We start from the raw sequence: 18,842 nt of genomic DNA on the forward strand, positions 1-18,842 counted from the left end.
GATTTGCTGGTTCCCGCTGCTCGCAAGGTCGTTGGGTTCTGCAAATGACACTAAAGAGGCTATATGACACAATGTGTCATTGGCAAGCAATAATCATCGCCTCCTGCTTGGATTAATCGCTGCGCATGTCTATCCGTTTGAAATTATTGAGAAAAAAACTCGGTGTCACCTTGGAGGCATTGGCCGAAAAATCCGGGATGACCAAGAGCTACCTGTCCAAAGTCGAACGTGGCTTGAACACCCCGTCGATTGCCGCTGCGCTGAAACTGGCCAAGGCGCTGAACGTCAAGGTTGAGGAGCTGTTCAGCGAAGACAGCGTCAGCCTCGACAGCTACAGCCTGGTGCGCAGCCACGAGCGGCCCGACACTGCACCGGGTTACGCGGTGCTGGCCCACCAGGTCAGCGAGCGCAGCCTGCTGCCGTTCATCATCTACCCGCCGGCAGAATTCAGCGACAAGACCTTCAAGGAGCATTTGGGGGAGGAATTTCTGTTTGTGCATGAAGGCCGGGTGGAAGTGGACTTCATGAACGAACGGGTGCTGCTAGAGCGCGGTGATGCGTTGCACTTCAATGCGCAAAAGCCCCACCGGATCCGCTCGGTGGGCGAGGTGCAGGCGCAGTTGCTGGTGGTGGTGCACAGCGCCGAAGAATAGGCCTGGAACGCGGTCAATGTAGGAGCTGGCTTGTGTGGGAGCGGGCTTGCTCGCGAAAGCGGTGTGTCATTCAACACATCCAGCGTCTGACCCACGGCTATCGCGAGCAAGCCCGCTCCCACATGGGGTATCCAGTTAGGCTGGGATCAGTGCTCGACCGGCACCGACAATGCCGGGTTGCCCAGCGCATGGCTGCGCGCCGCAAAGAACCTAAGCTCCACTTCCATCCCCTCAAACAGCCCGGCAAACCTGCGTTTCTGCTGTTGGATAAACCCGTCGCTGCGGCCAAATACCGAGATCGCCAGGGTCTTGATCTTCGACCGGCGAATCGCCTCCACCAGGTGCCCGTCCTGTTCGCTCAGGTGATGGCCGAAGATGCACAGCGCACCTGCCTGTCCCAGCAATTGCTCATAGCAGAACGCCAGGTAATCCGAACTGCGAATGCTCTTGAGTTTCTCGCTGCTGGGGCCTTCGTTGATGAACAGCGGTACATCGTCGAGGGTCTTGATCGTGTTGTTGATGGCAAAGCTGCTGAGCAACGTGCTGTCAGTGGACGGCAATTTGCGCGCCGAGCCATCCAGGTTGCGCACCAGGTGCAGGCCGCCGTGCAGGTACAGGATGCGCGTCGCGGCGGTAGCGGTATCGCGCAGGTCAAAACGTGATTCGGCGCCGCGAAACAGGTCGTCGATGCCCGGTGTGTGCAGAATCGACCAGTAGTTGAGCAGGTCGTAATTGCTGGTGAACACCGTCTTGTAGCTCGCCAGGTCCTGGTTGATCGTGGCCAGGGTCGACGGCTGCACCAGGCGCCAGGGGATATGCACGGCGTGGATGGTATTGATCAGCGCTTCCTTGATCGCGTAGTAGCGATTGCGCGGCGCGGCGGAGCTGACGGCCAGGGCTTTGTTGACGCGGCTGGTGGTTTTCAGGGCGCCCAGCACCTGCTCGAAGCTGCGGGTCTGCATCGCGTCAAACACGCTCAGTTCGGAAGCGCTCAGGGGCTTTTCTTCGACGGTGCGCGCGTTTTCAAACAGCGAGTCGTAGGCAAAATCTTCCCACACCGCGCGACTGGCACCGTTGCCGATCAGGATGGCGTCGAAGGAGATGCTGTTGCGCAGTGCGTTCCAGTCTTCAAGGGTGGCGTCGATATCCTGGAAATCCTTCATTGCGGCGGGTCTACTCAAAAACGGCTGGGTGGTGACTTTATCACGGGCGGGCGTTGATCTTGGTCAAGATGCCGCAGGCGGGTGGGGTTGATGCTGTAGGCATCAACGTATCCCCGAGGGTTCATCATGAGCAGCACGTTCTTCATTCCCGCCGTCAACATCATGGGCATCGACTGCCTCGACGAAGCCATGAGCGCGATCCGCAATTACGGCTTTCGCAAGGCGCTGATTGTCACCGACGCCGGCCTGGCCAGGGCGGGCGTGGCCAGCATGATTGCCGAGAAGCTGGCAATGCAGGACATCGACTCGGTGATTTACGACGGCGCCAAACCCAACCCCAACGTGGAGAACGTCGAGAACGGCCTGGCGTTGCTGCAGCAAAGTGCCTGCGATTTCGTGGTGTCGTTGGGTGGTGGTTCGCCCCATGACTGCGCCAAGGGCATTGCCCTGTGTGCCACCAATGGCGGGCATATCGGCGACTACGAAGGGGTCGACCAGTCGAGCAAGCCGCAGCTGCCTTTGGTCGCGATCAACACCACCGCCGGCACCGCCAGCGAAATGACGCGTTTTTGCATCATCACCGACGAAACCCGCCACGTGAAAATGGCCATCGTCGACCGTAACGTCACGCCGCTGCTGTCGGTCAACGACCCGGCGCTGATGGTCGCCATGCCCAAGGGCCTGACCGCCGCCACCGGCATGGACGCGCTGACCCACGCCATCGAAGCCTATGTGTCCACGGCGGCCAACCCGATCACCGACGCCTGCGCGATCAAGGCCATCGAGCTGATCAGCGCCAACCTGCGCCTGGCCGTGCGCGACGGCAGCGATATGGCCGCCCGGGAAAACATGGCCTACGCGCAATTTCTCGCTGGCATGGCCTTCAACAACGCCTCCCTGGGTTTTGTCCACGCCATGGCTCACCAGTTGGGCGGCCTCTACGACCTGCCCCACGGCGTGTGCAACGCGGTGCTGTTGCCCCATGTGCAAAGCTTCAACGCCAGCGTCAGCGCGGCACGCCTGAGTGACGTTGGCCGCGCCCTGGGCGTGACCGACAAACACGCCACCTTCGAAGAGGGCGCACAAGCGGCCATCGCGGCGATCCGCTGCCTGTCCCAGGACGTCGACATCCCCGCCGGTCTGCGCGAACTGGGCGCCAAGCTGCAAGACATCCCGCTGCTGGCGACCAACGCCCTCAAGGACGCGTGCGGCCTGACCAACCCACGGCGGGCGGATCAGCGCCAGATCGAGGAGATTTTCCGTAGCGCGTTTTGAGCGGGGCAGCGGCAAGTAGCAAGCTTCAAGCGACAAGCTGTTAACCTGAGCACCTCTTACAGCGCTTAACTTGAAGCTCGCCACTGAGGCCCCCTATGAGAGTTCTGCTATTCGGCGCCACCGGCATGGTCGGCCAGGGCGTGTTGCGTGAGTGTCTGCTGGCCGCTGATGTGCAGGAAGTAGTGGCCGTAGGGCGCACGGCGTTGACTCAGGAGCATGGCAAGCTGCACCAGGTGTTGCATGCCGATATGTTCGACTTCCAACCCCTGGAGCATCTGCTGCAAGGTTTTGATGCCTGCCTGTTTTGCCTGGGGACGTCGTCGGTGGGCATGGATGAAGCCACCTACACCCGCCAGACCTATGACCTGACCCTGGTCGCTGCCAGCACCCTGGCGCGGCTCAATCCGCAGATGACCTTTGTGTACGTGTCCGGTGCCGGCACCGACAGTTCCGAGCAGGGCAAGGTGATGTGGGCGCGGGTCAAGGGCAAGACCGAGAATGCCTTGCTGCGCCTGCCGTTCAAAGCGGTGTATGTGTTCCGGCCGGGGATCATCCAGCCGCTGCATGGCGTGCGTTCGAAAACCGCGCTGTACCAGACGATCTACAACCTGATCGGGCCGCTGCTGTCACTGGTGCGTCGCGTGCGGCCGGCCTGGGTGGTGAGTACCGAGACCGTGGGCCGGGCGATGCTCAGTGTGGTCCGCCATGGCGCACCGCAACCGGTGATCGAGCCTGCCGACATCCATCGCCTGGCCGCCGAGGGGCGGTGATGGCTGTGGCTCAGCCCGCAGCGGCCAGGGCCTTGGCGGGCGCGGTGCTGAACTGAATCAACGCCACCCCACCGATCAGCATCAGCACGCCGAGCAGGCGCGGCGCGGTCAGTTGTCGTTCCACCAAGCCAAACAAGCCAAAGTGATCGAGTAACAACGAGGCGAGGATTTGCCCGGTCATGGCCAGGGCGATAAATCCCGATGCCCCGAGTTTGGGCAAAAGGACCAGGGCCAGGGAGATAAAACACACACCGAATGCGCCTCCGGTCCACATCCACAGCGGCGCCTTGCTGATAAAACCGAGGCTTGGCAGCGGCAGGCGTAGCGCCAGGATCACTGGCAACAGCACCAGGATACTCACCAGCAGTGAGGCCAGGGTCGCCCACAACGGATGCCCGAGGCCGCGCCCGAGGTTGGCATTGATCGCGCTTTGAAACGGCACCACCGCCCCGGCAATCACCGCCAACAGCAACAAGCCCAGCCAATGCAACGTGGTCATGATCAATCTCCCAAAGGTTTTACTGGACTGTACGGTATTCGTCGCGCAGATTTAAATTCCAAGTTCTTATGCTGAACATGCATGCCATGAATGATTTGCGCCGCATCGACCTCAACCTGCTGGTGATCCTGGACGCCCTGCTCAGCGAGCAGCACGTCACCCGCGCCGCCGAGCGCCTGCATCTGAGCCAGCCGGCGGTCAGCCACGCGCTGGCGCGGTTGCGGGATCTGCTGGGCGACCCATTGCTGGTGCGCCAGGGTGGCGGCCTGGTCGCCACCGCCCGCGCATTGGAGCTGGCGGCGCCGCTGGCCGATGCGCTGGCCCAGGTCCAGTCGTTGCTGGCGCCGAACCGCTTCGACCCGGCGTCGGCCAGGCGTACGTTTCGCCTGGCCATGTCCGATTACGGCGCGGCGCTGCTGTTGCCCGGGCTGGTACGGGCGCTGCGCGAGCAGGCGCCGGGGATTGACCTGGCCATCACCCACGCCAGTCGCGAAGGCATGCAGGAAGGGGTGCTCAGTGGTGAGATCGACCTCGCGGCCGGGGTATTTCCCGACCTGCCCGCCGAGCTGCGCAGCACGCCGTTGTTCGAGGAGCACTACGCCTGCCTGGTCGACCGCGACAGCTTGCCCGCAGGCGGTGTGCTCGACTTGCCCACTTACCTCGCGCGGCCCCATGTGCTGCTGGAAATGCGCGGTAGCGGCACCCCGGAAATCGAACGGGCACTGACCGCGATCCGTGAACGGCGCCACGTGGCAATCAGCCTGCCCCACTGGGGCATCGCACCGCAGTTGATCCAGGGCACTGACCTGATCCTCACCGTGTCTTCCCAGGGGCTGCTGAACATCGACTCCCGGCACTTGCTGGTGGTGCCGCCGCCGTTCCATATCCCGTCCTTCGGTTTTGTCTTGGCCTGGCATAAACGCCGTGGCGGGGATGGCGCCTTGCAGTGGTTGATCGCCCAAGTGCAAGACGTGTTGGCCAAACGCGCGGCCTAGCATTGCAGTGCCGGATGGATTGTGCACAATCGACGCGCCCCTCTTATTTATCTGAGCGTGTTACCCATGACTTCATCATTGCTGTTTGCCGTCATCGCCTCGGGCTTTATCTATGGCATCACGCCGGGGCCCGGGGTGCTGGCGGTATTTGGCATTGGGGCGGCGCGCGGGCGTCGGGCCGGCGCGGGTTTTCTGTGCGGGCACCTGTTGGGTGATGTGGTGTGGTGTAGCACCGCGTTGGTGGCGATTGTCGGTGCCCGGGAAATCGGCAGCAGTGCGTTTGATGTGTTGGGTGTGCTCAGCGCCCTGTATCTGTTTTGGCTGGGCATTCGGGCGATTCGAACCCGCAGCCGCAGCGGCGAGGCTGCCCAGGGCGCCGCGCGCCAACCGTTCTGGCATGGCATTTTGTTTGGCCTGACCAACCCCAAGGCGTACCCGGTAGCCGTGGCTACGTTCACCGCGTTGCTGTCGAGCCGGGCCGAGTTGCTGACCTGGGGCATGTTGCCGTGGTTGATTGTCCTGAGCTTTTTCGGTGGCCTGCTGGCTTACGGGATCCTGATCGGCGTGGTGGGCGCGCGGCAGGTGCGCACGGTGTATCAGCGCCATGAAGTGTTGATCACCAAGCTGTGCGGCGTGATGTTCATCGGTTTTGCGATCAATGCCCTGGCTCACGCACTGCCGGGCTTGCTGGGCAGTAAAACCTCCTGAGCAGCGACGACCGTTCGTCGCACCAGCAAGTTTTTTCTAAACCTTTGCCGCCCTGAAAATTCAGATTCAGGGCGGGGCTCGTTCCCCGGCATGTCTTTATTACCTGGAGGAACCCATCATGAGCCGCATGGCTATCCGGTTACGCACCGCCACTTTCGCGATGCTGCTGGGCCTCGGCGCCAGCAATGCTTTCGCCCAAGGGCCCGCCGAATTCATCGAACAGGCCTCGGCCAAGGGCATGGCCGATATCGAAACCAGCCGCATGGCCCACGCCAAGACCTCGTCCCAGGAGATCAAGGACTACACCATCGAGGTCATCAACGAACGCACCCTGGCCAATCAACATTTGGCGGCCATTGCGAAAAAACTCGACCTGCCAGTGGCACCTCGCGACCAGATCGTCGACAAGGCCGAAACCCTGATGCCTGAACTGACCGATGGCGATTCCTTCGACGCCGCCTACACAGCCCAGCAGGTCAAGGCCAACGAAGATGCAATCGCGCTGTTCAAGCAGGAAGGCGCGGCGTCGGACATCCCCGAAATAAAGGCATTGGTTGACGAAACCCTGCCCAAGCTGGAAACCCGCCTGGAAAAAGCCCGGGCGCTGGCTTCATCCTATGGCAAGAGCCGTAACGGCGACGGTTGATCGCGGGCCTGGTCATGCAAGCGGCGGTTGGAGCTGATCCAACCGCCGTTTTTTTATGCCTGGTTCAGGTCGGTCTTGACTGAGTCGCCTGGGGCCGCTGCTGTGCTGTCGCCGCCGAGGCTGACGGTTTGGCGCTCGCCCAGGGTACGGTATTCGCTGCGCAGTTTTTCCAGGGCTTTGAAGTCCAGGCCATCGAGGCTCAGTACCGCGTTCTGTGCATCCTTGGTCACCCGCAGCAACTCATCAATCTTGATATGCAACATGTCGCTGTCACGGTTCTGGGTGTTCTGGATCAGGAACACCATCAGGAAGGTGATGATGGTGGTGGACGTGTTGACCACCAATTGCCATGTGTCGTTGTAGTGAAACCAAGGGCCGCTGACGCCCCACAGCACAATCAACACCACTGCCGCAAAGAAGGTACGGGCGCTGCCTGCCCAGCGGGCAAGGGATTGGGAAAGGGTCGAGAACTTCATGGTGATGCTCCAGTTAGGTGCTGATGAAGTACTGACCGTGGCGGCACGCTGAAATTTCTTTTTACAATTGCTGACCTGCATGAATTTGACGGGGCTGTGCAACCGTTGGGCAGGTTCGAGGCGCAGGCATCGAACCCTGCTGGTGTAGGCCGGTCACTATTTCATCACCCCGTCAAAATGGAAGCGTGATCATGAGCCTCTCTCGTACTCTCTGCCTGGCCTGCTGCCTGGTGTTGTTGCAAGGCTGTTTCGACAGTTCTAACAATGAAACCCAAGACAACACCGACGGCAGCAAATCCTCGGTGCAGTTGAAGGATTCCAAGGCTGATCAGCCCTAGCGCTTGGTGGCTGTCAGAACAACGACCTTGTAGCCTCGCCATCCTCGAGGGTCAGCAAATACTGCTTGGCTTCAAGCCCGCCGGCAAACCCGGTCAGCCCGCCCGAAGCACCGATCACCCGATGGCAGGGCGCGACGATCGAAATCGGATTGCGCCCGTTCGCCGCACCGACCGCGCGCACGGCCTTGGGGTTGCCGATCTGCGTAGCGATCTGGCTGTAGCTGCGGGTCTCACCGAAAGGAATGGTCAACAGTGCGCTCCAGACTTTTTTCTGGAACTCGGTACCGTCAAAGTCCAGTTCCAGCTCGAAGCGGTCGCGGGTGCCGGCAAAATACTCGTTCAACTGTCGCTCGGCCTCCAGCAGCACCGGGCTGTGGTTGACCTCTACCAGTTCGCCCAGGCGCACACGGTTGGCGCGCTCGGTTTCCCACAGGATGGCGGCGAGCTTGCCGTTGCGGGCAACCAGGGTCAGTTGGCCGACGGGGGAGGGCATCAGTTTGTATTCACACGGCATGAGTGGGCTCCTTGTTGCGCGGATCATTTAGCGGACAGGCCTGCACTTTAGCGCTCATCGCGGGTGGGTGAACTACGTTTCTTGCGGTCAAATTCGGCGGTGTCACCGCTGTTGTTACAGTAACTTCAACGCTGGCGACGCGAGGAACCCCGAGCGGCTTTTTTCTTCCGGGGGATGCAGTACGCATCAATTCGGTTGAGCAAATAGCCAGGCAGCGTGATGTTGAGCTTCTGCGCCGGCAGATGCTGAAAGCAGTGTATGAGCGCGGGACAAGGCTGCAGGAGGGGGGATTGCGGGTTTTACTGGCAAATTCCAGGCATAAAAAAACCGGCCACATGGGCCGGTTTTTTCTTCATCCCCAACCCCGGCGAAGCAGGTGGAGGAGGGCAATTGAGTGGAGCGGGTAGAGGGAATCGAACCCTCAACTAAAGCTTGGGAAGCTTTCGTTTTGCCACTAAACTATACCCGCTCAGAGCGGCTGACTTTGTACCAGAACTGCGCGGCGATTTGAAGTTTTTCTTTGAAAAATGTGCAAGTTGCGAGCGTCAGCCGAAATGTTCAGGCAACCCTGGGCAGTCGTGCCCACCCAGGTCGCATTCAAATCGCAAGTGCATGCAGGGCCTGGCCCTGGTGATACCGCAGTCGATTCACCGACTGTTCCGGTTTCAAAAAGCCCATCAATGCCTGCCGGCTGTCGTTGCACGCGGCCTTGTGCTCCATGTCCAGGAAGTGCCCGGTGGCCTGGATGGTGCCGAAGCTGCTTTTGGCCACATGTTGCCCGAACAGTTTGGCGTCTTCGGCGCTGGTGTATTCATCCCACTCGCCGTTCAAGAACAGCACTGGAATGTCGATCTGCCGTGCAGCCTTGAGGTAGCACTGGCGGTCGCTATTGAGCACCTGGCTGATGTGATAGTGCATCTGCCCGTACTCGTGCTCGGCCAGGGTGCTGACGTGCCGATAGTTGAAGCGCTTGAACAGCGGCGGCAGGTGTTTGCCGATGGTGCTGTTGACCAGGTTGCCGACGCTGTGGCGGTCGAGGTTGCCGAGGTAGTCGACGCCACGTTCCAGGTAGTCGCGCATCGGCGCGTTGATCAGCGGCGAGAACGAGCTGATCACGGCTTTTTCCACGCGGCGAGGGCGCTGGGACAAGGCGACGAGGGTGGCGACGCCGCCCCAGGAAAACGACAGCACATGCTCGGCGGCGAAGTGGTCGATGAGTTCCAGGAGGATCTGGCCTTCAATGTCCTTCGTCAGCATTTGCTCGTGGCGGTTGTGGGCTTTGGAGCGACCGGCGTAGGGCTGATCGTACAAAACCACATTAAATTGCGGGTACAGGCTTTTCACGGTCTGGGCGAAAGACGCAGTGGTGGCCATGGAGCCGTTGACCAGGATGATGGTCTTTTGAGCAGCGTCCGCGCGATAGAACTCCGTGTAAACCCGATACTGACCCTGTATATCCAGCACAGCGATTTCTGGCCTCATGTCGTAAGACTCCTGGCAAGCGGGTGGTGCGCGCAGATCACTCTGCACGAGCTTTGTGACAGGTAGGCATACGCCTTGAAAGGAGGCCCATGTCGGTCCGATGAAACTGGCCGACGGGTGTTGTTATGGCGGGCAACTTGCCATGGCCCGCACGTCAAGCGGTGTGGGCAGGCACAGTGTTTCTTGGAAGGTTGGGTGACTCGCCAGTCAGAATGCGGCTGGCGTTTTGATTCAAGCAGGAGGCGGGCCAGGTCGCAAGCTTCACCCCGCAGTTTGGGCTATCACCGGCTGAACGGTCATATCTGGCAGATTTCCGCGTCGCTCAGCGGCCGATACTGGCCGGGAGCGAGCCGTTCATCCAGCACCAGCGGCCCCATGCATTCGCGATGCAGGCGTATCACCTTGTTGTCGAAGTGCCCGAACATGCGCTTTACCTGGTGATAACGCCCTTCAATGATGCTCAGGCGCGCGCTTTTGGGGCCCAGCACTTGCAGGTCGGCCGGTTGGGTGGTCAGGTCCTCGAAGGCGAAGTACAGGCCGGCGCGGAACGTCGCGGCATACTCCGGGCCAATCTCCTGTTCGGTCTCGACGTAGTAGACCTTGGGCAGCTTGGTGTGGGGCTGTGTCAGGCGTCGGGACCACTGGCCATCATTGGTGATCAGCATCAGCCCGGTGGTGTTGAAGTCCAGGCGGCCAGCGATATGCAGGTCGCTCTTGTCCGGCTCATCCAGCAGATCAAGGACAGTGGGATGCTGGGGATCGACAGTGGCACTCACGCAGCCTTGTGGCTTGTGCAGCATGAAATAACGTGCGGGTTTGCCCGCTTGCAGGATCTGGCCATCACACTCCACACGGCTGAACTCGCGAACGTCCTGGCGCGGGTCGGTAACCGGCTGCCCATCGACGCTGATCCGGCGCTCTGCCAGTAGCAGGCGCACTTGCTGGCGATTGAAGCGGGGCAGGTTACTGAGGAAGCGGTCGATACGCATTACCGGGGCTCGACCCCGCGCAATTGGGCGTCGACCTGGGCACAGCGCGGGCACAGGCAGGCCGTGTTGCGCAGTTCCGGCGCCAGGGCTTCGAGCAGCTTGGGGTCGATGGTGACGCTGTAGCACCAGCAGGCACGGTCAGCGGTGCGCGGGTCGGCCAAGGTGCAGTCGTTGCGGGCGCCGCAGGCGGGGCAAAGTGTGGGAGTGGTCATCGGTCGGTTCAGGCGTAATTCAGTCAAGATCCCAGTGAAACCCGGTGTCCCTGGCACGATACAGGCCTGGGCGGTTTATTGCGCCACAGATGTATCAATCTATGTCCAAGTCGCACCAGATTCGGTTTTTGATGTCTGATCTTCTGTCATTCAGCAAAAGCTGTGTGGCGCCCCCCAGCGTCGCTGGTGTGTGCTCTTCCGCGGTCCAGGAGGCCGCCATGTATCGTCGATTGCTCCTCAGCGCTGTACTCGGCTTGACCCTTTCTGCCTGCGTGCCTTATTACGATGGAGGCTCCAGCTACTATCGATCCGAAGTCTATACCGCGCCCGCGCCGGTCTATTACTACGGCGGTGGCCCGTCCTACCAGTACCGGCGGGGCTATTACGCACCGCCACCACGCTATTACCCGGCGCCGCGCTATTACCAGCCGGCCCCCCGTTACTATCAAGCCGGGCCAAGGCCGGGTTACCGGCCATACCCCAGCCAGAGTTGGGGTGACCACCGGGGCAATGGTGGCCAGGGGCATAGAGGTGGCCGGGGTGGTGATCATGGAGGAGGCCGTGGCGGGCACAGGTAATCCGCTTATCTTTGGAACGGCGCGTCATGCGCCGTTTTTTGTGGCTGGCCGCCACATGTCATCGATCCGACAGATCTGCCAGCGGATGCCGTCCTTCCCAGGCCTTGTGAAAGTGCGCCTCGACCACGGCCTCGGGAATGCGCTTGATATCCGGCCAATGCCAGTGGGGCTGCTGATCCTTGTCGATCAGGCGGGCCCGTACTCCCTCGCTGAATTCCGGATGCCGACAGCAATTGAGGCTCAAGGTGTATTCCATCTGGAAAACTTCTGACAGGGACAGGTGCCGCGCCCGTCGGATCTGTTCCCACACCAGGTGCGCGGTCAGCGGGCAGCCCTCGCTCAAGGTCTTGCCGGCCCGGCTGAAGAGCGGGTCGGCATGCTCGCGCAGTTGGCTCAAGGCGCGCCAGGCGCACTGCACGTCGCCTACATCCAGCCATTCGTCGATCTGTGGGCGTCGCGGCAGCCACTGTGGTTCTGGCTGCTGGCTGGCAGCTTCCTGGGCCAGGGCCTTGAACAAGCTGTTGAGCTGCATCGCGGTCTGCTCCTGCCAGTTCAATTGCAACAGGCCTTCGAGCATTTCGCCCTGTTGTTCGTCCAGCAGGAAACGGTCGGCCAGGCCCAGGTCGAGGGCGTCGCGCCCATTCATATGGGCGCCGGTGAGGCCCAGGAACAGCCCCAGTTTGCCGGGCAGGCGCGAGAGGAACCAACTGGCGCCCACATCCGGGTACAGGCCGATGCTGATTTCCGGCATGGCCAGGCGGCTGCTCGGGGTGACGATGCGGATAGCGGCGCTTTGCAGCAACCCCATGCCCCCGCCCAGCACATAGCCATGGCCCCAGCAAATCAGCGGCTTGGGGTAGGTGTGCAGGTGGTAGTCCAGGCGGTACTCGGCCGCAAAAAACTGCGCGGCCAGCGCCGGCACTTCACCCGGGTGCTCTCGGCAGGCCTGGGCCAGGCTGCGCACTTCACCGCCGGCGCAAAACGCCTTGGCACCGTTGCCGCGCAGCAGCACGCAGACGATCTGCGGATTGCGCGCCCAACTGTCCAGGCGTTCGCCGAGGGCCTGGATCATCGGGAGCGAGAGGGCATTGAGGGACTTTTCCGCGTCCAGGCTGGCGATGCCGATACGGGCACCGTCTGTGCCAGTGAGCTCTTCGAAGTGCAGATTCATCATGACCTCAATCGGTAAATTGAACGTTGAGTATGATCCCTTCGGGGGAAAGTGCCGGTTCTGCGTCAGATCAATTGACAAGTGGAGTGGGCTTTCCTAGGGTTCGCCCATTCTTTTTACATGATGTGTTTCTGATGACTGCCGACGACCGTATCAAACTCGAACCGAGCTGGAAACACGCCCTGCGCGAAGAGTTCGAGCAACCGTACATGACCGAGCTGCGTGAGTTCCTGCGCCAGGAACATGCGGCGGGCAAGGAAATCTACCCGCCGGGCCCGCTGATCTTCAATGCGCTCAACTCCACGCCGTTGGACAAGGTCAAGGTGGTGATCCTCGGCCAGGACCCGTACCACGGCCCCGGCCAGGCCCATGGCCTGTGCTTCTCGGTACAACCGGGCGTGCCGACGCCGCCGTCCCTGGTCAATATCTATAAAGAGCTCAAGCGCGACCTCAATATCGACATCCCCAGCCACGGCTGCCTGCAAAGCTGGGCCGACCAAGGTGTATTGATGCTCAACACCACCATGACCGTGGAGCGCGCGAATGCCAACGCCCATGCGGGCAAGGGCTGGCAGTTCTTCACCGACCGGGTGATCGAGTTGGTCAGCGAGCATCAGCCGCACCTGGTGTTCCTGCTGTGGGGCGCCCATGCTCAGGGCAAGCAGAAGCTGATCGACGCGACCAAACACCTGGTGCTGACCTCGGTGCATCCGTCACCGTTATCGGCTTATCGCGGGTTTTTGGGGTGTGGGCATTTCAGCCGGACGAACAAGTTTCTTGAGCAGAACGGCGAGACGCCGATCGAGTGGCGAGTGCCGCCGCTCTGAAGTTCAACACCTGAGGAGGTGGGAGCGAGCAAACCCGCTCCCGCTTTAGGGTTGTGCCAGGTTTTAGAGGGTGCCCGGCTGGCGGTTCCAATGGCGGAATAACGGCTCCGCGAGGAACAACACAAACAACAGCCGCATCACTTGCATCGCCGTCACTAACGGCACCGACAGTTGCAAGGTTTCCGCCGTCAGGCTCATCTCGGCAATTCCTCCTGGCATCATCCCCAGGGTCAGCGAACGCAAATCCAACTGCGTCAACGCACTCAGGCCCACCGCCGCCAGGGTGGCGATCAACATGGTCAGCAGCGTGCCGATCACCGTACGGCCCATGAACGACGGTGCCCGGCGGAAGAACTGCCGGTTGAAGTGGCAGCCCAGGCCGCTGCCGATCAACCATTGGCCGATCTGGCTGCCACCATCGGGCAGGCCGATGTGCAGATCCCAGGTGATGCTGGCGATGGCACTGACCAGCAACGGCCCGAACAACCAGGGGTTGGGTTGGCGCAGGCGCTGCCAGCCCCAGGCCACCAGGGCGCCGATCGGAAACAGCAGGGCCAGCCAGGCCCAATCCACGGGAGCCGGGTGAAACTGTGGCGCACCGCCGCCCAGCAAGTACTTGAAGATCGCCGGCACGCACAGCACCACCAGCAACACCCGCAGACTCTGGCCAGCCGCCACGCGACTGAGCACCGCGCCATTGCGCGCGCCGAGGTTGACCATCTCCCCGGACCCGCCCGGCATGCTTGAGAAAAACGCCGTGGCGCGATCCTCACCGCTGCGGCGCATCAACCACACGCCGACAATGCTCGACAGGCTGGTGACCAGCGCGCCGAAGAAGATCAGGCCAAAGTGGCTCATCACCTGCTCGATCACCACCGGGGTGAAGTGCAGGCCGATGCCGATGCCCACCACCCATTGGCCGCATTTGCGCCCGCCGGGAATTTCGGCCAACTGCCAGGGTGTGAGGCAACGCACCAGGATGATCGCCAGCAGCGAGCCGACCATATACGGCAAAGGCCAGCCGATCAGGCTGGCCAGGTAACCGCCGGCCAGGCCGACCAGCGGTGTTCCCCACCATTGTTTAAAGGTGACTTCAGACATCGGCCACGGCGCGACGCTGCAGGGCCCGTTTGCGGTAGATGCGGATCAGCGGGAAGGCCAGCATCAATGCCGTCAGTACCCAGACACCAAAGGTGATCGGGCTCGACCAGAGGATCTGCAGGTCACCGTTGGAGATCGACAGCGCCCGGCGCAGGTTCTGCTCCATCAGGCCGCCGAGGATAAAGCCCAGCAACACCGGCGACAGCGGGAAGTCCAGCTTGCGCAGGATGTAGCCGAAGATACCGATGCCCACCATCAGGAACAGGTCGAAGGTGGTGGCGTGGACCGCGTACACACCAATCGCGGTGATGATGGCGATCACCGGCACCAGCGCCCAGTTCGGCACGGCAAGGATGCGGGTGAAGATGCGGATCATCGGGATGTTGAGGATCACCAGCATGATGTTGGCGATAAACAACGAGGCGATCAGGCCCCAGACGATATCCGGTTGCTGTTGGAACAACAGTGGGCCCGGCGTGATGTTGTACAGCGACAGCGCGCCGATCATCACGGCGGTGGTGCCCGAACCGGGTACGCCGAGGGTCAGCATGGGGACCAGGGCGCCGCAGGCGGAAGCGCCGATGGCGGTTTCCGGCGCAGCCAGGCCGCGCATGTCGCCCTGGCCGAATTTGCCGCTGGCACCGGCCAGGCGTTTCTCGGTCATGTAGGCCACAGCTGACGCCAAGGTGGCGCCCGCACCGGGCAGTACGCCCATGATGAAACCCAGCAGGCCGCAACGGATATTGACGACGAATACCGAAGACGCTTCCTTCAGGTTAAACATCATCCGCCCGGTGGCCTTGACCGCTTCCTGGCCGCGGTGGGTTTTTTCCAGCAGCAACAGGATCTCGCTGATGGAGAACAGGCCCAGGACCAGCACTACAAACTGGATGCCGTCGGTCAGGTGAATGTTGTCCCCGGTAAAACGGTACACGCCGCTGTTGGCGTCGATACCGACTGCCGAGAGAAACAAGCCGATCAGCGCGGCCACAAACGTCTTCAGCGGTTTGTCACCGGCCATGCCGCCCAGGCAGACAATGGCAAATACCATCAGGACGAAATATTCCGCCGGGCCGAAGGCAATCGCCCATTTGGCCAGCAGCGGGGCAAACAGCACCATGCCGCAGGTGGCGATAAACGCGCCGATAAACGAACTCCATGCCGACAACGACAGCGCCACGCCGGCCAGGCCTTTGCGGGCCATTGGGTAGCCGTCGAGGGTGGTCATTACGGTGGAGGCTTCGCCGGGGATGTTCAGCAGGATCGAGCTGATACGCCCGCCATATTCACAGCCCAGGTACACGGCTGCCAGCAGGATCAGCGCCGATTCCGGCGGCAGGCCCAGGGCGAAGGCGATGGGGATCAACAACGCCACGCCGTTGATCGGGCCTAGGCCCGGCAACAGGCCGACCACGGTGCCGATCAGGGTGCCGCACAGTGCGGTCACCAGGTTGTAGGGGCTCAGCGCGACGCCGAAACCCTGGCCCAAATAGCCAAAAGTATCCATATCAGTTCTCCAGAACGTCGAGCAGGCCGAGGGGCAGCGGAACATCCATGGCTTTATCGAAGAGCAGATAAAGGCCGATGGCCATCAGGCTGACGATCACCACGCTGGGCATCCAGCGGCCGCCATACAGGCGCGCCATGGGGATGCCGATCAGCATGCTGCTGAGAATGAAACCCAAGGGTTCGAAGGTGCCGGCGAACACGATCAGCAGTGCCACGCAGATGCCGATCTTGACCAGGGTCTGGCGGTCCAGCGCGGGTTCTTCTTCGGTGTGCTTGGTCGGCTGCGGGCGAATCAGCATGTAGATCAATGCCAGGCTCATCAGCCCGAGCATCAACAGCGGGTAGGCCCGAGGTCCCACCGGCTCGTAGGAAAATGACGCCTGGTACGGCCAGGCCATCAGTGCCAGGCAGGCGCAGGCCAGCAGCAACACCGCGGCGAAAATGCGTTGTAAGAGCATAGGAAACTCCTTTGCGACTCTTGTAGGCGCAAGCTGGCTCACGAAGAACGCAAGGACATCGCGTGTATCCAGGCAGCACGCGTCATCGTTGCGGTTTTTCGCGAGCAAGCCCGCTCCCACAGAGGGGCGATTACTGGATCAGGCCGAACTCTTTGGCCAGCACTTTGTAGTCAGCCACTTGTTTCTTCACGTAGGTGTCCAGCTCCGGGCCGGTCAGGGCGAACGGGAACAACTCGCGCTGGTCACGCAGCTTGGCGAACTCTTCGGAGGCCAGCAGTTTGTCGAACGCCTCTTTCCACCAGGCGTAGTCGGCATCGCTGACTTTTGGCCCGAGGTAGAAGCCACGCACCACCGGCCAGACGATGTCGTAGCCTTGCTCTTTGGCGGTCGGAATATTCTTCATTTCCGGCTCGTCCAGGCGCTCTTCGGAGAACACCGCCAGCAGGCGCATGTCGCCGCTGAGGATGTGTGGCATGGAGTCGGAGATGTCGGTACTGCCCACCTGAATATGTCCACCGAGCAGGGCCGTGGCGATTTCACCGCCGCCTTCGAGGGCCACATAACGCAGGTCACGGGGGTTGATTCCGGCAGCCTTGGCGATCAGCGCGGTTTGCATCCAGTCCTGGCTGCCCACGGTGCCGCCGGAACCAATCACCACTTTGCTCGGATCTTTCTTCAGGGCCTGTACCAGGTCATCCAGGCTCTTGTAGGGAGAATCGGCTTTCACCGCAATCGCGCCATAGCTGGTGCCAACCGCCGCCAGCCATTTCACCGCGCTTTCATCAAACCGCCCGAACTTGCCCTGTGCCAGGTTCAGCAGCGAACCGCTGGACCACGCCACCAGCGTGCCGGCATCGGCAGGGCGCTGGGCCACCACGGCGTTATAGGCCACCGCGCCCACGCCGCCGGGCATGTAGGTCACGCGCATCGGCTTGCTCAGCAGTTTTTCGTTGACCAGTGCGCTTTGCACCAGTTTGCAGGTCAGGTCAAAACCACCGCCGGGGGAGGCCGGTGCGATGCATTCCGGGCGCTTGGGTTCTTCGGCCGCCAGCAGCTGGCCGGCAAACAGCATGCAGCCGGCGGCCAGGGCAAATTTACGCAGGGATGAGGACATGGGGAACTCCGTCATTGTTGTTATTGGGGTATGACTTTCAGGGTTACCACAGGGCGACGCTGTAACTGACCAGCACGCGCACTTCGTCTGCGTCCCGGGCCGAGTAGTTGGAGCGGTAGGTGGCATTACGCAGGCGCACGGCCACATCCTTGAGCGTGCCGCTTTGCACTACGTATTTGATCTCGGTGTTGCGTTCCCACTCTTTGCCGGTGTCGCCGTTCTTGAGTTGGATGTTGTCGCCGGACAGGTAGCGGCTCATGAAGCTCAGGCCGGGGATCCCCAGCTTGGCGAAGTCATAGTCATAGCGCGCCTGCCAGGAGCGTTCCTCGGCGCCGGCAAAGTCGTTGATCTGGACAAAGTTGACCAGGTACGGGTCGCTGCCATCCACATACGGGAATGCACTGTCGCCGGACATGTGCTGGTAGCCGGCGCTCAGTTTATGGCCGTTGAGGGCGTAGCTGAAAATGCCGTTGAGGGATTTGTTGTCAATGCTGCCGCCGCGTGCGCTGCCGGTGTCGTCACTGATGGCCAGGCGCAGATCGGTGCCGAAGGTGCCGGGACCCATCGGGGTGGAGGCGACCAGGCCGAGGAAGTGCTGGCGGTACACGTCGTCCAGTTGGGCGAAGTGGTAGCTGGCGGTGGCCTTCTCGGCAAACTTGTAGTCCACGCCGCCGAAGTTGAAGTGCTTGCCGGTGGCCCCGCCGACGAAGCGGCTGTTTTTGTTGTTGAGGGCGATGTCCTCGTAGTTGGTGTCATCGCGGTCCTTGGCCTTGTCCAGGCGCCCGCCGGTGAAGGTCAGGTTCTTGAACTCCTTGGAGGTCAGCAGGCCGCCGTTGAAGGTCTGCGGCAGGATGCGCCCGTCGTTGGGCTTGAGGATTGGCAGCTCGGGGATCAGCGAGCCGATTTTCAGCTCGGTGGCGGAGATTTTCACTTTGCCGGTCAACCCCAGCTTCGAGTACTCGTCAGCGGCGCGGCCATCATCGTGGGTGGGCAGCAGGCCAGTGCCGGTGCGGTCTGGGCTGGAGTCGAGCTTGACCCCGAGCATGCCCAGCGCATCCACGCCAAAACCGACGGTGCCGTCGGTGTAGCCCGATTGCAGGTTGAGCATGAAGCCCTGGGCCCATTCGTCGCGCTTGGATTGTTGCGCGCTGGTACCGTCGCGAAAGTCGCGGTTGAAGTACATGTTGCGGGTTTCCAGGGTCGCGCTACTGTCTTCGAAGAAGGCAGCCTGGCTAAGCGGCGAAAAGCCGGCAAGGGCAGCGGCACTGGCGAGGGCGGTCTGGGTCAGGCGGGAAAAACGAACAGGCGGGCAAGCCTGGGGCTGTGTCGACAGCATCGTGATGCACTCCGTTATTGTTCTTATG

22 protein-coding genes, 1 tRNA gene and 1 pseudogene are annotated in these 18,842 nt (G+C 61.6%); 9 read left to right on the top strand and 15 right to left on the bottom strand.

From position 1 onward, the window contains the following. Positions 1 to 125: 125 nt before the first annotated feature. Positions 126 to 653 (top strand): helix-turn-helix domain-containing protein, encoded by a 528-nt coding sequence (locus ACSSVH_RS06365; RefSeq protein ID WP_169956775.1) that lies wholly within the window; start codon positions 126 to 128, stop codon positions 651 to 653. 146 nt (positions 654 to 799) lie between these two features. On the opposite strand, the gene ACSSVH_RS06370 is transcribed toward ACSSVH_RS06365, so the two are convergent. After that, the gene (locus ACSSVH_RS06370) at positions 800 to 1,816 is read right to left on the bottom strand and encodes a DUF4917 family protein (RefSeq protein WP_492634236.1); all 1,017 of its coding nucleotides are present in this window, start codon (positions 1,814 to 1,816) and stop codon (positions 800 to 802) included. 126 nt (positions 1,817 to 1,942) lie between these two features. On the opposite strand from ACSSVH_RS06370, the gene yiaY reads away from it, so the two are divergent. Both yiaY and ACSSVH_RS06380 read left to right on the top strand, forming a co-directional pair. Further along, positions 1,943 to 3,091, top strand: a complete 1,149-nt coding sequence (yiaY, locus tag ACSSVH_RS06375) for an L-threonine dehydrogenase (protein WP_492634237.1) — start codon at positions 1,943 to 1,945, stop codon at positions 3,089 to 3,091. Positions 3,092 to 3,186: 95 nt separating this feature from the next. Next, positions 3,187 to 3,861, top strand: a complete 675-nt coding sequence (locus tag ACSSVH_RS06380) for an NAD(P)H-binding protein (RefSeq protein ID WP_169956770.1) — start codon at positions 3,187 to 3,189, stop codon at positions 3,859 to 3,861. A gap of 10 nt (positions 3,862 to 3,871) precedes the next feature. On the opposite strand, the gene ACSSVH_RS06385 is transcribed toward ACSSVH_RS06380, so the two are convergent. After that, complete coding sequence (locus ACSSVH_RS06385; protein WP_169956768.1) at positions 3,872 to 4,360, bottom strand: DMT family transporter; 489 nt, start codon at positions 4,358 to 4,360, stop codon at positions 3,872 to 3,874. Between the two features lie 77 nt (positions 4,361 to 4,437). Between ACSSVH_RS06385 and ACSSVH_RS06390 the strand changes: the two genes are divergently transcribed. The 3 genes from ACSSVH_RS06390 (at position 4,438) to ACSSVH_RS06400 (ending at position 6,709) form a co-directional block, all read left to right on the top strand. Further along, complete coding sequence (locus ACSSVH_RS06390; protein WP_407073442.1) at positions 4,438 to 5,355, top strand: LysR family transcriptional regulator; 918 nt, start codon at positions 4,438 to 4,440, stop codon at positions 5,353 to 5,355. A gap of 66 nt (positions 5,356 to 5,421) precedes the next feature. Beyond that, on the top strand, positions 5,422 to 6,063 hold the full coding sequence (locus ACSSVH_RS06395) for a LysE family translocator (protein ID WP_170042877.1): 642 nt from the start codon (positions 5,422 to 5,424) through the stop codon (positions 6,061 to 6,063). Positions 6,064 to 6,181: 118 nt separating this feature from the next. Beyond that, a complete protein-coding gene (locus ACSSVH_RS06400; RefSeq protein ID WP_169956762.1) occupies positions 6,182 to 6,709 on the top strand; it encodes a DUF4142 domain-containing protein in 528 nt (175 codons plus the stop codon). Positions 6,710 to 6,762: 53 nt separating this feature from the next. Here the strand turns inward: ACSSVH_RS06400 and ACSSVH_RS06405 are convergent, their stop codons facing one another. Then, a complete protein-coding gene (locus tag ACSSVH_RS06405; protein WP_492634238.1) occupies positions 6,763 to 7,185 on the bottom strand; it encodes a low affinity iron permease family protein in 423 nt (140 codons plus the stop codon). Between the two features lie 191 nt (positions 7,186 to 7,376). Between ACSSVH_RS06405 and ACSSVH_RS06410 the strand changes: the two genes are divergently transcribed. Continuing rightward, positions 7,377 to 7,523 (top strand): hypothetical protein, encoded by a 147-nt coding sequence (locus tag ACSSVH_RS06410; protein WP_169956758.1) that lies wholly within the window; start codon positions 7,377 to 7,379, stop codon positions 7,521 to 7,523. Positions 7,524 to 7,536: 13 nt separating this feature from the next. Here the strand turns inward: ACSSVH_RS06410 and ACSSVH_RS06415 are convergent, their stop codons facing one another. From ACSSVH_RS06415 to ACSSVH_RS06440, 6 genes and pseudogenes are all read right to left on the bottom strand, one after another. Then, on the bottom strand, positions 7,537 to 8,037 hold the full coding sequence (locus ACSSVH_RS06415) for a methylated-DNA--[protein]-cysteine S-methyltransferase (protein WP_169956756.1): 501 nt from the start codon (positions 8,035 to 8,037) through the stop codon (positions 7,537 to 7,539). Positions 8,038 to 8,151: 114 nt separating this feature from the next. Next, positions 8,152 to 8,273 (bottom strand): annotated as a pseudogene (locus tag ACSSVH_RS06420) (type II toxin-antitoxin system HicB family antitoxin); the annotation flags it as partial. A 159-nt stretch (positions 8,274 to 8,432) separates the two neighbouring features. Continuing rightward, positions 8,433 to 8,506 (bottom strand) — tRNA-Gly (locus ACSSVH_RS06425). Positions 8,507 to 8,634: 128 nt separating this feature from the next. Next, on the bottom strand, positions 8,635 to 9,519 hold the full coding sequence (locus ACSSVH_RS06430) for an alpha/beta fold hydrolase (RefSeq protein ID WP_169956754.1): 885 nt from the start codon (positions 9,517 to 9,519) through the stop codon (positions 8,635 to 8,637). A 296-nt stretch (positions 9,520 to 9,815) separates the two neighbouring features. Further along, positions 9,816 to 10,508 (bottom strand): pseudouridine synthase, encoded by a 693-nt coding sequence (locus ACSSVH_RS06435; RefSeq protein ID WP_170042873.1) that lies wholly within the window; start codon positions 10,506 to 10,508, stop codon positions 9,816 to 9,818. Then, on the bottom strand, positions 10,508 to 10,720 hold the full coding sequence (locus ACSSVH_RS06440) for a cysteine-rich CWC family protein (RefSeq protein ID WP_169956749.1): 213 nt from the start codon (positions 10,718 to 10,720) through the stop codon (positions 10,508 to 10,510). Before ACSSVH_RS06440 ends, ACSSVH_RS06435 begins: the two co-directional genes overlap by 1 nt. Before the next feature lie 218 nt (positions 10,721 to 10,938). On the opposite strand from ACSSVH_RS06440, the gene ACSSVH_RS06445 reads away from it, so the two are divergent. Further along, positions 10,939 to 11,298 carry a hypothetical protein gene (locus ACSSVH_RS06445; RefSeq protein WP_170058375.1) on the top strand — a complete coding sequence of 120 codons (360 nt, stop codon included), beginning with the start codon at positions 10,939 to 10,941 and terminating at the stop codon, positions 11,296 to 11,298. Between the two features lie 58 nt (positions 11,299 to 11,356). Here ACSSVH_RS06445 and dspII read toward each other — a convergent pair whose 3' ends face one another. Continuing rightward, positions 11,357 to 12,469: an enoyl-CoA hydratase/isomerase DspII gene (gene dspII / locus ACSSVH_RS06450; RefSeq protein WP_169956745.1), complete on the bottom strand. Its 1,113-nt coding sequence runs from the start codon at positions 12,467 to 12,469 to the stop codon at positions 11,357 to 11,359. A gap of 131 nt (positions 12,470 to 12,600) precedes the next feature. Here dspII and ung point away from each other — a divergent pair, with 131 nt between their 5' ends. Then, on the top strand, positions 12,601 to 13,296 hold the full coding sequence (gene ung, locus ACSSVH_RS06455; protein WP_170042872.1) for a uracil-DNA glycosylase: 696 nt from the start codon (positions 12,601 to 12,603) through the stop codon (positions 13,294 to 13,296). Positions 13,297 to 13,359: 63 nt separating this feature from the next. Here ung and ACSSVH_RS06460 read toward each other — a convergent pair whose 3' ends face one another. The 5 genes from ACSSVH_RS06460 to ACSSVH_RS06480 form a co-directional block, all read right to left on the bottom strand. Continuing rightward, positions 13,360 to 14,397: an AbrB family transcriptional regulator gene (locus tag ACSSVH_RS06460; protein WP_169956741.1), complete on the bottom strand. Its 1,038-nt coding sequence runs from the start codon at positions 14,395 to 14,397 to the stop codon at positions 13,360 to 13,362. Continuing rightward, positions 14,390 to 15,904 (bottom strand): tripartite tricarboxylate transporter permease, encoded by a 1,515-nt coding sequence (locus ACSSVH_RS06465; RefSeq protein WP_169956739.1) that lies wholly within the window; start codon positions 15,902 to 15,904, stop codon positions 14,390 to 14,392. The genes ACSSVH_RS06460 and ACSSVH_RS06465 overlap by 8 nt, the downstream gene beginning before the upstream one ends. Before the next feature lies 1 nt (position 15,905). Beyond that, the gene (locus ACSSVH_RS06470) at positions 15,906 to 16,364 is read right to left on the bottom strand and encodes a tripartite tricarboxylate transporter TctB family protein (RefSeq protein ID WP_170042871.1); all 459 of its coding nucleotides are present in this window, start codon (positions 16,362 to 16,364) and stop codon (positions 15,906 to 15,908) included. Positions 16,365 to 16,494: 130 nt separating this feature from the next. Then, positions 16,495 to 17,478: a Bug family tripartite tricarboxylate transporter substrate binding protein gene (locus ACSSVH_RS06475; protein WP_169956735.1), complete on the bottom strand. Its 984-nt coding sequence runs from the start codon at positions 17,476 to 17,478 to the stop codon at positions 16,495 to 16,497. 43 nt (positions 17,479 to 17,521) lie between these two features. After that, positions 17,522 to 18,814, bottom strand: coding sequence for an OprD family porin (locus ACSSVH_RS06480; RefSeq protein WP_169956733.1), 1,293 nt, complete (start codon positions 18,812 to 18,814; stop codon positions 17,522 to 17,524). Positions 18,815 to 18,842: the final 28 nt, after the last annotated feature.

Source organism: Pseudomonas sp. HC1(2025) (assembly GCF_058742075.1).